Here is a 13,523-nt window from a genome sequence, read left to right on the forward strand (position 1 = left end):
CTCGCTTGGAAATTCGTGACTATGGCGAGGTAACGCGCGGCGGGCCGCATTGTTCGCGGCGCCGGGCGTTTTTTGCCGCGCGGCAGATCTGCGCGGCCCCTGCCCGATTGATCTTTGATGAAGACCCGGCCGAACGGGCGCCCGTCCTTGACGGCGGCGGTCCATGTCATTAGCTAGCTAACGAATAATCGGAACCTGGCCATGCCGCAATCCTCACATTTCTTCGACACCCTGCTGCAACTGATGCGGCTGCTGCGCCGCAGCTATGACGCGCGGGCCGAGGCCATGGGCCTGACCCTGTCGCGCGCCCGCGCGCTGACCACGCTGTCGCGGATGGACGGGGCCACGCAGGCCGAACTGGCCGCCGCCCTCGACATCGAGGCGCCGACGCTGAAGCGCCAGATCGACGCCCTGGAACGGGCCGGTTTCGTGGAACGCCGCCCGGCCCAGGGCGACGGGCGCAAGAACGCCCTGTTCCTGACCCCGCGCGGCCAGGACAGCGGCATCGTCGATTTCACCCGCCGGATGCGGGCCGATCTGGTGGCAGGCATCCCGGCCGAGGATCTGGCCGTGGCGCAATCCGTCCTGGACCGCATCGCCGCCAATATCGCCCGGCTGGACCGCCCATGACGGATGCCGCGCCCCCGCCGCCGGTGGTCCACCCGCCGCTGCCCGTGCCCCGCGCCCTGGCCTATATGGGCGCGTCCGTGATGCTGGCCCTGTCCCAGGGGCTGGGCCAGGGCTTCGTGTCGGCCAACATTCCACAGTTTGCGGGCGACCTGGGCACGACCACCACCCAGGCCAGTTGGCTGGTCGCGGCCTACATGATCCCGCGCGCATCCCTGCCCCTGCTGCTGATCAAGATCCGCACCCAGTACGGCCTGCGCCGTTTCGCCGAACTGGGGATCATCGCCTATGTGGTGGTGGCCTTCGCCTCGGTCTGGATCAGCGATTTCCGGTCGGCGGTGGTGGTCCAGACATTGTCGGGCGCGGCGGCCGCGCCTCTGTCCACGCTGGCCTTTCTGTACATGCTGGAACCCCTGCCCCAGCACTGGAAGATGCGCCTGGGCCTGCCCGCCGCGATGGCCGTGATGATGTCGGGGCCGACCCTGGCGCGCGTGGTGTCGCCCGCGCTGATCGGCGACGGCGGGCTGACCGGGGTGCATCTGACCGCGCTTGGCATGGCGATGGTGTCGCTGATGCTGGTGTTCCGCCTGCCGCTGCGCCCGGTGCCGCATCAGAAGGTGATCCAGGCGCTGGATTTCGTCAGCTTCGCGCTGATCGGCTTCGGCTTCGCCGGGCTGACCATCGGCTTCGTCATGGGGCCGATCCACTCCTGGACCGACGCGGCCTGGATCGGGATGCTGCTGGCGGCATCGGCCGGATCGCTGGCCGTGGCGGTCGCGCTGGAACTGAACCGCGCCGCGCCGCTTCTGGACATCCGCTGGCTGGTCAGCCCGGCGATGCTGCACCTGACCGCGACGCTGTTCCTGTTCCGGCTGATCCTGTCGGAACAAAGCGCGGGCGCGCCGCGCATGTTCCAGGCGCTTGGCGTGGCGCCCGCGCAGATGACGGGGCTGTTCGCGGTCATCGTCGCGGCCAGCCTGCTGGGCGGGCTGGCCTGCGTGGCCTGGATGCGCCCCAACCGCGTGCCCGCGCTGCACCTGACGGCGCTGCTGCTGATCGCGGCGGGGGCGTTCATGGATGCGCAGGCCACCATCGACACCCGGCCCCAGCAGATGATCGTTAGCCAGGCGCTGATCGGATTTGCCGGAATGCTGTTCCTGCCGCCCGCGATGATGGCGGGCCTGGTCCAGGCCCTGGCGCGCGGGCCGCAATACCTGCTGTCCTTCGTGATCGTCTTCATCTCGACCCAGTCGCTGGGCGGAGTGCTGGGGTCGGGGCTGTTCACGACCTTCATCAACCACCGCCAGGCCGCCCATTACGCGACCCTGACCGAACAGCTTGCCGCCAGCGATCCCGTCACCCTCCAGGCCATCGCCGGCGCCGCCGCGGCGCTGACGGCGGCGATCCCCGATGCCGCCGCGCGCCGGGCGCAGGCCGTCCAGCAGGTCGCGCAAGAGGCGTCCGCCCAATCCTGGGTGATGGCCTATAACGACGCCTATGCCCTGACGGCGCTGATCGCCCTTGCGGCCGCCTCGGCCCTAGTCCTGCACCTGCTGCGCGACCGGCTGGCCCTGCGGATGGCGCCCAAACCGGACCCGAACCCATGAAAAAAGAAAACCTGATCCCCACCGTCATCGCCCTGGTCATCGGCGCGGCAGGCGTCCTGCTGCTGCTGTTCGCCTGGCACCTGCCCCCGTTCCAGCCGTCCCAACCGACGACCGAGAACGCCTATATCCGGGGCAAGGTCACGACGGTCGCCCCGCAGGTCGCCGGCTATGTCAGCGCCGTCGAGGTCACCGATTTCCAACCCGTGAAGGCGGGCGAGGTGATCGCGCGCATCGACGACCGCATCGCCCGGCAGAAGCTGGCCCAGGCCCAGGCGCAACTGGCCGCCGCCCAGGCCGCGTTGCAGGTGGCGACCCAGGGCGTCGCCTCGGCCCAGGCTGCGGCGCGGGCCAGCGAGGCGGCGACGGAATCGGCCCGATCGGCCCTGGCCACGGCGCAGACCAGCTGGGACCGCGCGCAGGCGCTGCGCACGCGCGGCGTGGCCTCGCAATCCTCGGCCGATCAGTCTGAACTGGCCTTGCAGCAGGCCCAGGCCGCCGTCGCCCAGACCCAGGCGCAACTGGACGTGCAGACCGAGGCGGTGAAATCCGCCCGCGTAGCCCTGCAATCGCGCCGCGCCGACATCGCCAGCGCTCAGGCGGCCGTCGAACTGGCGCAGATCGACCTGGACAACACCGTCATCCGCGCGCCCTCGGACGGGCATCTGGGGCAGGTCTCGGTCCGGGTCGGGCAATATGTGACGCCGGGCACCGCGCTTGTGTCCCATGTCGGGACCGAAATCTGGATCATCGCCAATTTCCAGGAAACCCACCTGACCGGCCTGCGCCCGGACGAGCCGGTACGCTTTACCGTCGATGCCATGCAGGACCGCGCCTTTACCGGACGGGTCGATTCCTTCTCGCCCGCGACGGCATCGGAATACAGCCTGCTGGCGGGCACCAACGCGACCGGAAACTTCACCAAGATCGCGCAGCGCCTGCCGGTGCGCATCGCCATCGACCCCGGCCAGCAGATGGCCGAATACCTGCGCCCCGGCATGTCGGTGGTCGTCCACGTGGATACCGCCCAGGCGGGGCGATGACGCCCCCTAACCCGCGGGCGGGGAACGGTGGGCCGCCATGAAGATCCGCACGGCATCCGCCGCAAGCGCGTCGATTTCCCCTTGACGGGGAGGATCGCTGCGCAGGCCGAACAGATATTGTCGCCAGACCCCCGCCGTGGCCAGTTCCACGAACTGGTGGGCCGCGCGTTCGGCATCGGGGATGCGCAGAAGGCCCGCCTCCTCGGCCTCGGTCAGCCAGCGGCCCAGGCCGTTCAGCACCTGGCGCGCTCCGGCGTCATAGAAGCGGCGCGCCAGGTCTGGCATCCGTTCGGCCATCGCCACCACGATCCGCTGCGACCGCAGCACCTCGGCCGAGGTCAGCATTCGGATGATCGCGGCGGCATAGGCGGTCAGCCGCGCCTCGATCCCGCCGGGGACGGCAAGGGCGGCGCGCAGCTGTTCAGAGATCTGGACCCGGCGGTGTTCGACCAGGGCCACGAACAGATCCTCCTTGTTGCGGAAATAGACATACAGCGTCCCCTTGGACACGCCCGCCGCGCGGCAGATGCCGTTCATCGTGGCGGCGTCAAAGCCCTTGGCCATGAATTCCTGCCAGGCCCCCGCCAGGATCTGGTCGCGCTTCTGCGGATCCTCTCCGGCGGCGTGGCGGCGTGGGGGGGTGTCGTCAGGTCGGCGCGGATCGTCTGTCATGATTCCGATTTTAATCGAACCGGGGGGTTCGATGGAATATTGAAAACCGCGCGGCGACGGGTTATTTCGGCGCTTCGAACCGGATGGTTCGATGTCCCCAGCGCAGGGTGAGCATCAGTGTCACGCCACGAACGTCCCGAGGCCACCCGGCCCGTAACCCCGCCCGACGCCGACACGCCCGGTTCGGAATCCCCCAAGGCCCAAGCCGCTGCCCAGAAGGGCCGCAAGATGCGGATCCTGGGCGGGCTGGCGGCGGCAGCCCTGCTGGCGGGGGGATACGAGGGCTGGCACTGGTGGTCCCAGGGGCGGTTCCTGGTTTCGACCGACGATGCCTATGTGCAGGCGGATCTGTCGCTGATCTCGGCCAAGATCACCGGCTATGTCGCCGATATTCCGGTTTCGGCGAACCAGCATGTCCGGGCGGGCGAGGTGCTGCTGCGCATCGACGACGGCGATCACCGCATCGCCCTGGAACAGGCGCAGGCCCGGCTGGCCGAACTGTCCAGCACGCTGGCGCGGATCGACGCGCAGGTCGCTGCGGCGGAAAGCGGCGTGGATCAGGCGAAGGCCCAGCTTGCCGCATCCGACGCGGTGCTGACGGCCGCGCGCGCCTCGGCCGAACGGGCGCGCGATCTGGCGGGGCGGCGCGTGACATCGCAGGCGGATCTTGACGACGCCAACGAATCCCTGGCCACGGCCGAAGCAAACCGCAACGCCGCGAATGCCGCCATCGCGGGCGCCCTTGCCCAGGTCGAGGTGCTGAAGGCCCAGCGGGCCGAGGCAGGGGCGACCCGCCGCGCCCTGGAACTGACCGTGGCGCAGGCGCAGCGCGATCTGGATTTCACCACGCTGCGCGCGCCCTTTGACGGCACCGTCGCCAACATCGCCATCAAGCAGGGCGAACTGGTCAGCGCGGGCGCGCGGCTGGCGGCGGTGGTCCCCGACCGGGGCCTCTATGTCGAGGCCAACCTGAAGGAAACCCAACTGGCCGAGGTTCGCGCGGGCCAGACCGCCCACCTGTCCGTCGATGCCTTCGACGGCCCCGCGATCGAGGGCCGCGTGGTGTCGGTCGCCCCTGCCACCGGCGCGGTGTTTTCCCTGCTGCCGGCCGAGAACGCGACCGGCAATTTCACCAAGATCGTGCAGCGCGTGCCGGTTCGGATCGAACTGCCCGAAGGCACGCCCGGCCTGCGCGCGGGCCTGTCGGTCGAGGTCGAGATCGACACCCGCACCGGCCCCGACGCGGCCCTGGCCGCCGCCGGATAGATGGCCGCCCCCGCCGCCCCTGCCGATCAGGCTGCCGCGCCCGAACTGACGCCGCGCCGGGTCGCCGCCTTCTTCATCATGGTCTTCGGCATGTTCATGGCGATCCTGGACATCCAGATCGTCTCGGCATCGCTGCCGGAAATCCAGGCGGGGCTGGGCGCCTCCTCGGACGAAATCTCCTGGGTGCAGACCTCATATCTGATCGCCGAGGTGGTGATGATCCCGCTGTCGGGATTCCTGGGCCGGATGATGTCGACGCGATACCTGTTCGCCATTTCGGCGGCGGGGTTCACGGCAGCGTCCTTCCTGTGCGCCACCTCGTCGTCCATCGACGAGATGATCCTGTGGCGCGGCGTCCAGGGGTTTCTGGGCGGCGGCATGATCCCGTCCGTGTTTGCCGCCGCCTTCACGATCTTTCCGCCTGCGAAGCGCAACGTCGTCTCGCCCATGATCGGGCTGGTGGCGACGCTGGCCCCGACCGTGGGGCCGACGGTGGGCGGATATCTCAGCCATGCGCTGTCCTGGCACTGGCTGTTCCTGGTCAACGTCCCCGCCGGGATCGCCGTCACCCTGGGCGTTCTGGCGCTTGTGGATTTCGACAAGCCGGAATGGTCGTTGTGGGGCAAGTTCGACTGGACCGGCCTGGTCGCCCTGGCGGCCTTTCTGGGCGCGATGGAATTCGTGCTGGAGGAAGGGCCTGGCAACGACTGGTTCCAGGACGAGGCCGTGGCGATCCTGTTCGTGGTGATGGTCCTGGGCGGCATCGTCACCTTCTGGCGCGCCTTCACCCGCGACGAGCCGCTGGTGGATTTCTCGGCCTTCGCGAACACCAATTTCGCGGTCGGATCGGTGTTTTCCTTCGTGATGGGGATCGGGCTTTACGGGATGACCTATCTCTATCCGCTCTATCTCTCGGCGATCCGGGGCTATGACAGCCTGATGATCGGCGAGACGGTGTTCGTCTCGGGGCTGGCGATGTTCGTGTCGGCGCCGCTGGCCGGGATCCTGGCGTCGAGGATGGATCTGCGCCTGATGCTGCTGTGCGGCTTCGTCGGCTTCGGGATTTCGTCCTGGATGCTGACCGGCATGACCGCCGATTGGGACTTTCAGGAACTGTTCTGGCCGCAGGTGCTGCGCGGCTTGTCGCTGATGATCTGCATGGTTCCGATCAACAATCTGGCTCTGGGCACGCTGCCGCCCGCCAAGATGAAGGGCGCGTCCGGGCTTTACAACCTGATGCGCAACCTGGGCGGCGCGGTCGGGCTGGCGATGATCAACACCGTGCTGACCGACCGCCGCGCGCTGCACACCGCCCGACTGGACGAATCCGTGACCTGGGCCAACCCGCAGGCGCTGAGCCAGCTTGAGATGATGCAGCGCAACCTGGCCAGCCACGGTCTGCCCGTTGACGGCGCCCTGGCGCAGATGGCGGGGCGGGTGGCGCAACAGGCCACGATCATGTCCTTCATCGACGTGTTCACCCTGCTGACGATGCTGTTCGTGGGCCTTGCCGTGATGGCCCTGGCGATGAAGCCCCCCGCCTGCGGGGCGGCGGGCGGCGGCGGGCACTGAGAGGCCTCAGCCCGGATCGCCCCTGCATCAGGTCAGCCTTGCCCCTGCCCGGTGGGCGGCACCCGGCCCTCGGTCCAGCAATTCGCGGCGCCGCGTCCCGGCTTGGGGCCAGATGGTCGCGCCCGGCACCCGTCCGCGAAGCGCCGCGAATGGCAGGATCAGCCGGCAATCCGGTCCCCGCCACAGCCCTGCCGGATGTCGGCGCGACCAGCACGACGAAACCCAGTGGCCCCAGGCCGCCGGGGGCCGGGGCGAGAAGTTGCAGGCCGCAGCGCCGACGGAACGGCGTCGCGGCCTGCTTAAGGGGGGTCAGAACTTGCCGATCAGGTTCACGAAGATCCCCCGCTTGGCCGGTTCGATCTTGCGCAGGTCGTCCGAGATGCCGCCCCAGGCATAGCCCACCCCCAACCGGGCATGGGGCGTTACCTCGCGATAGACGGCCAGCAGCGCGCCATATTCGGTCATCTCGGCGCGGGGCGCGTGGAAGGCGCGGATCTCGGCCATGGCGTCCCAGCGATGCACGATGTGGTAATCGGCCCGCAGCGCCGCCAGATGCGCGGTGGAACGGGTGAAATCCGAATCGTCCCGGTCGGCCTGCTGGCGGGTGCGGAAGCCGTACTTGCCGCCCAGCGTCCACCGCTGGTCCAGGTCATAGCTGAAGGCCGCGTTCAGGATATGGCTGCGCTGGCGCGGCCCGTCCGTCTCGCCGTCGATATTGACCTGATCGGCCCCCGGCAGATCCTCCAGATAGGTATAGCTGAACAGCGCGTTCAGCCGGTCGTCATGGACCGGGCGATAGGCGTAGCCCAGCATCGCCTCGATATAGCGGCCGTCGCGCAGGTCGTCCTCGCCCGTGACCATCCAGGTCTTGCGGCGGATCGGTTGCAGCGCGTCGTCCGACCGTTCGCGCCGCCATTCGCCGCGCAGGCTGGCTGCCTGATCCTCGCCGTTCGAGAACTGGGTGCCCAGCGACAGGCCGGTGCGCCGCATCCGGCTGCCGTCCTGTTCCAGCGTCCGGCCGGTGACCACCCCGACATCATGGCGCCAGCGTTCGTCCGGCGTGTAGCTGACGCCATAGCTGGAAGCCAGCGACCGGCGGCTGGTGACGCCGCTGCGGATCGTCTCGGTCGTATAGGCCCAGCGGTCGTTGACCTGCCGCTGCGCGCCGAAGGTCAGGCCGCGCCGCTCGCCGCTGGCGAGGTTGTCGATCTGCGTCGGATCTTCGCGCCAGCCCAGCGTATAGGTCGTGGCGGCATCCTTGGCCCAGGCCAGTTCCAGCCGCCCGGCGACGCCCTGGGTGCCGTCCGACACTTCGGACAGCGCGCTGAGCCGATCTGTGACCGCGGCCTCGGCGCCGATCCCCACCCGGTCGTCGCGCAGCACATCGCCAGACCGCGACAGGTTCGCCTGCCCGAAGACCCAGGCCGACAGATCATCGTCGCGATGCCAGGTCAGGCGCAGGGCAGCGTCGGTGGACTTGCCGTTCTCTCCCTGGACCAAGGCCGTGGGATTGGCCAGGTCGCGATGCGCGATCTCGGCCTCGACCTGCCAGGCGCCGCTCAGCCAGTGGTCGATGCCGATGCGTTCGCGGTCGTCGCGCTTGCCCGCATCGTCGCGGAACCGGGTGGCGCCGAAGGTCAGGGCAGTCGCGCCGCCGATCTCGACCCGGCCGTCCAGACCGCCGCTGCGCTGGCCCACCGTCACGTTCCAGTCGGGCGAGACGAAGCCTTCGTCCCGGCGATCCCAGAAGGCGGTGACATGGCCCGCGCCGCCGATTTCGGCCAGATCCAGCCGCCCCTCGACATGCATCCCCCTGGCGCGCAGCCCCTTGACGCCCGCCGTGGGGCTGGCCGGATCCAGATCCAGCCCGCCGGTCAGAGACAGGGCCTGGCCCAGGCCCGGTCCCTCGCTCTCGGCCAGTTCGGCCGAGAACCAGCTGTCCTCGCTGCGCTTCCACAGCAGGTCGGCACCGCCCAGGCGGTTGTCGGCGCCCCCTGCCCCTTCCTGCGCCAGCGTGGCGCCAAAGCGCAGACGCGGCGTGACCCAGCTTTCGGCCCGCGCGCCATAGCTGTCGCTGGAATCCGCGCCGTTCGCCGGGACATAGTCGTATTGCGCGACCAGGTTGACCAGTTGGTCCCCCAGGGCGCTGTCGCTGACCAGCCCCGGACCGCCCGCCGAGGGCGACAAGGGCGCGTTCAGGATCACCACGCCCTGCACATAGTCGATGCGATAGTCCCGCCCCTCGACCAGGCGGCGGGACGACACGATGGTGTTCGAGACCCGGTCGCGGATTTCGACCAGCAGCGTTTCGGTTCCCGCCTCGATGTCGCGGTGGGACAGGAAATAGGCGCTGCCGCCGGTGCCGCGGAACACGTCGCGCTGGCTCAGCCGGTCGGTCGAGGCCGCATAGGCGCCGATCTTCTGCCGTGGACTGCCATCGGCGGCCGTCTCGGCCGAACGCCACCCGGCGGAAGCGCCGTAGAGTGTGCGGTCACTGCGCACCATCCGGTCCAGATCGCCCTCGGGGCGGAAATCGCCCCACATCGCATAGCTCTGGTCGTTTTCCAGCCGCACGAACAGCCGCCCCGAGGTCGGCGCCAGGTTCTCGACCGTGCTGTCGTCGCCGGTCGTGACCCAGACGTCGCGGTCCTCGATCTGGCGCAGCACCTGGTCGGGGAAGCGCCGCGTCACATGGCGGAACATGTCGCGCAGTTCGGTATCGCGGGTATCGACCGAGGCCGTCACCTTGGTCCCGTCGGCCAGCACGCCCTGGACGAAGCCCGCCACCCGGCCATAGCGCCAGGTCTCGTCGCTGACCTGGTCGCGACCCAGGGTGATCTCGGCGATGCCGGTCGCGAACAGCTCGCGCTGCGGGACGGTGACGTGGCGGGTCTGGGCCTGGTCGCCCATCGCGATGCGCAGGTCATGTTCGCCCGGCGGCAGGATGCGTTGCAGCACGAAGCGGCCGCCGGCATCGGGGATCGCCGGTTCGCCCAGCACGGTCAGCCGCCCCCCGGCGGGCAGATCCTCGCCCGAAACCGTGACCACCGCGCCATGGACCGGGATGCCGCGCCGGGCGGTGCGGTCCTCGCCCTCGCCGGGCGCGATGATCGGGCCGGTCAGATCCGCGCCGTCCAGGACGGCCGAGGCGCGCCGCAGCGGCAGGGGCACGGTCTCGTCGCGCCGTCCCTCGCGGTCCTCGACCCGCAGGACATAGGTCATCTCCTCCGGGCCCTCGGCGGGCATCCGCCATTCGGTCAGCCCGTTCGGCGATGCCGGCAGCACCGCCAGCGGATGGCCGGGGCGGTCGGGATCGATGACGATCACCTGCGCCCGCGCGATCCAGCCCGGATAGTTCGACGAGGTTCGGAACACCACCGCCTGCCCCGGACCATAGCTGCTGCGCAGATCGGCAGTCGCTACGTTCAGGATCGGCCGCGCGCCCAGCCCGTCGACGCTGACCCTAAGTCCCAGCCGGTCCAGATCCTGGTCCATCTCGCGCAGCCGGTCGGGCGCGGGGGCCGCGCCCGCGACGGTTCGGCGCGGCTCGGCCGGGGTCGCCTCGATCGAGATCGAGAAGCCCAGCGGCCCCAGGTCGCCCGCCGGTTCGTGCCGGGCATTGGCCGGCAGCTCGCGCGAGACGACGGTGCCCGCATTGTCATGGGCGCAGTCGCCGGGCAACTCGCCCTGGATCAGCGCGCAGCCCCGGCTGCCGGCCGGATCCGCCAGCGTGGATTGCAGCGACAGGATCAGCGCCAGGGCGGAACAGGCCGTCAGACGGAAGGAAGCAATCGGGTTCATGATAGGAAAATTCGCCATCTTTACTGGTTCCGCGCACGGGCCGGAGCGGTTTCCACGGCCGTCTCGACATTCAGGGCAAAGCGGCCGTTCGCAGGCCACAACCGGCGCAGCGCCGCCTCGACCTGGCGCAGCCGGGACCGGGCATCGCCCTTCGCCTCGCCCGGTTGCAGCTGGTAGCCCAGCCGCAGCACCGAAGGCTTCGACGCGATCTGGCCGACCAGCTGGCGCAGGCCCGCCTCAAGCTCGGGGCGCAGGTCGCGGCCGTCGAAGGCGCGCGCCGACAGATCCACGCGCACGACCTGCGACAGGGTGGCCCCGAAGTTCATCTTCGTCAGCATCCCCGGCGTCAGCCGCACCACGCGCGGATTTTCCGAGGTCAGCCGATAGCCCAGCGGCAGCGTGCGTTCGTCCAGCTTCAGCATGAAGTTGGCGCCGATGTCGCGCGGCAGGGCGGCGCAGGGCAGACTGAAGCGGCCATGCCGGTCGGTCGTCACCGCAAGCCCGTTCGGCGTCACCAGCCGCACGCCCGGCAGGCCCCGTTCGGCCCCCTCGGCGGCGGGCAGCCTGCCCTGATCGGGACGCAGGCTCTGCCGCGACGGCTGGCCATTGTAATAGCCGTCGTGGTTGAGGTCGTCGAAGACCCGGCCGATGACCGTCGCGCAGGCAAAGACCGCATCGGCCTCGACCCGGATGGTGGCCGTGGCCTCGGGCGTCACCGGCCGGCCGGTGGCGGGGCTGAAGGCCTGCGCCCGGTTCACATAGGCGCCCGGCTCGACGCCGCCGCCGACCAGAACCTCGATCCGCACCCGCAGGGTTTCCCCCGCCGCCAGCCGCAGGTCGCGCCAGATCAGCCGGTTGCCCTGGATCTCGGGCTCGACCTTGCTGCCGCCGACCGTGCCGCTGCCCGAGCGATAGCTGAAGCCCGAAGGGAGCGTGTCGACCAGATCGGTGATCGTGGCGATCCCCGAGGCGTCGTTGCCAAGCTCCAGCACATAGCCGACCAGATCGCCCGCCAGCGCGGTGCTGCGATCTGCCGTCTTGGTCAGCGTCAGCCCGCCCGCTTCCATCGTGGGCGAGACGACCGCGTGATCGGACGAGGCCTGCACGCCTGCGATGGAACTGCCGGTCGCGGTTGCGGCCAGATTGATCGTGCCGCGGCGCGCATCCTCGGGCGTGACGGTATAGAGGTTGCCGGTGCAGGTCAGCACCGCGCTTTCGCCCACGTCAAGCCGGATCGGCTGACAGGAGAATCCGGGCAGGTCCAGGCTGAGGCTGGCCGGATCGACGGTGACATTCTCCAGCAGGACGTTGCCGGTATTGGTCACGGTGAAGGCATAGACGATCCGGTCGCCCGCGTCGAAAATGCCGTTGCCGTTGCTGTCGGGCGTGTCGAGAATCGAGATCTTCAGCAGAATCTCGGGCCAGCCCAGCTTGACCACGGTAGGATCGTTGGTCCCGTCGCCGTCGGTGCGGTCCTCGCCATCGGGTGTCTCCACCGCCTGCGGATCGTCCAGGGCCGCGCCTTCGGGATCGGTGCCCGCGTCCGAGACATCGGCGGCCTGCAGCGGCGTCTGGCCGTCGCGGATCGGCGTGCCGTCCGCCGTGACCGTCTGGCCGGTGACGCGGGCCGAATTCTGCACATATCCGCGCTGCATGTCCTCGTCGGTCAGCAGATAGGTGGCGGTAAAGGCCGCCGCGTCGGTTTCGCCCGGCGCCAGGGTCACGGGTCCGCCCGCGACCGCCGCCAGCGGATCCTCGACGGTGTCGATCCGCAGCGCGACATTGCCGGTATTCGTGACGGCAAAGCCGAAGCGCAGCGTATCGCCCGCATCCTCGACGCCGTTGCCGTTGGCATCGGTGAAGTCGAGATAGCTCTTGATCAGTTCGACCGCCGCCGTGCGGGTCAAGAGCGCCACGGTCGGATCGTTGCCCGGATCGCCGTCGCGCGCGCCCGCGCCGTCGGGGGTCTCCACCGCCGCCGGATCGCCGACGGCCGCCCCTTCGGGATCCGTCCCTGCATCCGACACGTCGCTGGCCCGAAGCGGCACGCCGTCGCTGCCCAGGATCGGGCTGCCGTCGCCACGCACCGCCAGGCCCTCGACCGTGGCGCTGTTCTGCACGTGGCCGCGATCCAGGTCCGCCTGCGTCAGGACATGGATGGCGGTGAAGCTGCCCCGGTTGGTCGCGCCCGGCGCGATGGTCACCGGCCCGCCCGACACGCTGGCCGTGGCATCCGCGATGGTCTCGACCCGCAGCGCGACGTTGCCGGTATTGGTCACCTCAAAGCCGAAGCGGACCAGATCGCCGATGTCCTGAATGCCGTTTCCGTTGCTGTCCTCGACCCCGGTCAGCGACTTCACCAGCCGGATCCCGGTCTGGGGCGCGATGGTGACAAGGGTCGGCGCGTCATCCCCGGCGGTCGTGCCCGAAACGTCCGAGACGGGGCCGCCGCTGTCGGGCGTGCCGGTCACGGTGGCGCTGTTCCTGACCTCGCCCGCGTCGATATCGGCCTGGGTCAGGCGATAGGTCGCGGTGAAGCTGGCCGTATCGACCGCCCCCGGCGCCAGCGCGGCGATCGGGCCGCCGGTCACGACCGCCCCGGCCAGCGATTCGGTCAACACGACATTCTTCAGTGTCACGCTGCCGGTATTGGTCACGGTGAAGCTGTAGGTGATCGGGTCGCCCACCGCTGCGGGGGACGAGATGCCGCTGTCATCCGCCGCCTTGACCAGGGTGATCGCAGGCTGCGCCGTCAGGCCGGTGATGGTCGGATCGTCGTTCGTCGCGTCCGTGCCGGAAACATCATCGACCGTGCCGCCATCCGGCGCCTCACCTTCGGCCGTCGCGGTATTCTCGACCTGACCCGCGTCCAGATCGGCCTGGGTCAGATCATAGCTCGCCGTCAGCACCTGGGACGCGCCCGGCGCCAGAGAGGCCA

General features: G+C 69.6%; 8 protein-coding genes. 5 read left to right on the forward strand and 3 right to left on the reverse strand.

The window, feature by feature from the left end; all coding sequences use genetic code 11:
- The first annotated feature begins 201 nt into the window (after window positions 1–201).
- From ACTJI6_RS11670 to ACTJI6_RS11680, 3 genes are read left to right on the forward strand one after another with little or no spacing between them, the layout of a single operon-like run.
- Complete coding sequence (locus ACTJI6_RS11670; protein WP_440800880.1) at window positions 202–630, forward strand: MarR family winged helix-turn-helix transcriptional regulator; 429 nt, start codon at window positions 202–204, stop codon at window positions 628–630.
- Window positions 627–2,234 (forward strand): MFS transporter, encoded by a 1,608-nt coding sequence (locus tag ACTJI6_RS11675; protein ID WP_440800882.1) that lies wholly within the window; start codon window positions 627–629, stop codon window positions 2,232–2,234. Before ACTJI6_RS11670 ends, ACTJI6_RS11675 begins: the two co-directional genes overlap by 4 nt.
- Window positions 2,231–3,274 (forward strand): HlyD family secretion protein, encoded by a 1,044-nt coding sequence (locus ACTJI6_RS11680; RefSeq protein ID WP_126153152.1) that lies wholly within the window; start codon window positions 2,231–2,233, stop codon window positions 3,272–3,274. Before ACTJI6_RS11675 ends, ACTJI6_RS11680 begins: the two co-directional genes overlap by 4 nt.
- Window positions 3,275–3,280: 6 nt before the next feature.
- Here the strand turns inward: ACTJI6_RS11680 and ACTJI6_RS11685 are convergent, their stop codons facing one another.
- Window positions 3,281–3,946: a TetR/AcrR family transcriptional regulator gene (locus tag ACTJI6_RS11685; protein WP_440800883.1), complete on the reverse strand. Its 666-nt coding sequence runs from the start codon at window positions 3,944–3,946 to the stop codon at window positions 3,281–3,283.
- 117 nt (window positions 3,947–4,063) lie between these two features.
- Between ACTJI6_RS11685 and ACTJI6_RS11690 the strand changes: the two genes are divergently transcribed.
- Together ACTJI6_RS11690 and ACTJI6_RS11695 are read left to right on the forward strand one after the other, a co-directional pair.
- Window positions 4,064–5,212, forward strand: a complete 1,149-nt coding sequence (locus ACTJI6_RS11690; protein WP_440800885.1) for an HlyD family secretion protein — start codon at window positions 4,064–4,066, stop codon at window positions 5,210–5,212.
- Window positions 5,213–6,784, forward strand: coding sequence for a DHA2 family efflux MFS transporter permease subunit (locus ACTJI6_RS11695; RefSeq protein ID WP_440800886.1), 1,572 nt, complete (start codon window positions 5,213–5,215; stop codon window positions 6,782–6,784). It begins immediately after the preceding gene.
- 309 nt (window positions 6,785–7,093) lie between these two features.
- On the opposite strand, the gene ACTJI6_RS11700 is transcribed toward ACTJI6_RS11695, so the two are convergent.
- Both ACTJI6_RS11700 and ACTJI6_RS11705 read right to left on the reverse strand, forming a co-directional pair.
- A complete protein-coding gene (locus tag ACTJI6_RS11700) occupies window positions 7,094–10,603 on the reverse strand; it encodes a hypothetical protein (RefSeq protein ID WP_440800888.1) in 3,510 nt (1,169 codons plus the stop codon).
- 2 nt (window positions 10,604–10,605) lie between these two features.
- The coding region (locus ACTJI6_RS11705) for a DUF7507 domain-containing protein (RefSeq protein ID WP_440800889.1) at window positions 10,606–13,523 on the reverse strand (2,918 nt) is incomplete at its 5' end.

Source organism: Paracoccus sp. 22332, assembly GCF_052045125.1.
In the GTDB taxonomy this organism is placed as follows: Bacteria; Pseudomonadota; Alphaproteobacteria; order Rhodobacterales; family Rhodobacteraceae; genus Paracoccus; species Paracoccus haematequi_A.

What these genes read in the sequence shown, in the direction of transcription:
- ACTJI6_RS11685 (WP_440800883.1), bottom strand. Translation starts at nt 3,946, where the DNA reads ATGACAGACGATCCGCGCCGACCTGACGACACCCCCCCACGCCGCCAC.
- ACTJI6_RS11680 (WP_126153152.1), top strand. Translation starts at nt 2,231, where the DNA reads ATGAAAAAAGAAAACCTGATCCCCACCGTCATCGCCCTGGTCATCGGC.
- ACTJI6_RS11695 (WP_440800886.1), top strand. Translation starts at nt 5,213, where the DNA reads ATGGCCGCCCCCGCCGCCCCTGCCGATCAGGCTGCCGCGCCCGAACTG.
- ACTJI6_RS11670 (WP_440800880.1), top strand. Translation starts at nt 202, where the DNA reads ATGCCGCAATCCTCACATTTCTTCGACACCCTGCTGCAACTGATGCGG.
- ACTJI6_RS11700 (WP_440800888.1), bottom strand. Translation starts at nt 10,603, where the DNA reads ATGGCGAATTTTCCTATCATGAACCCGATTGCTTCCTTCCGTCTGACG.
- ACTJI6_RS11675 (WP_440800882.1), top strand. Translation starts at nt 627, where the DNA reads ATGACGGATGCCGCGCCCCCGCCGCCGGTGGTCCACCCGCCGCTGCCC.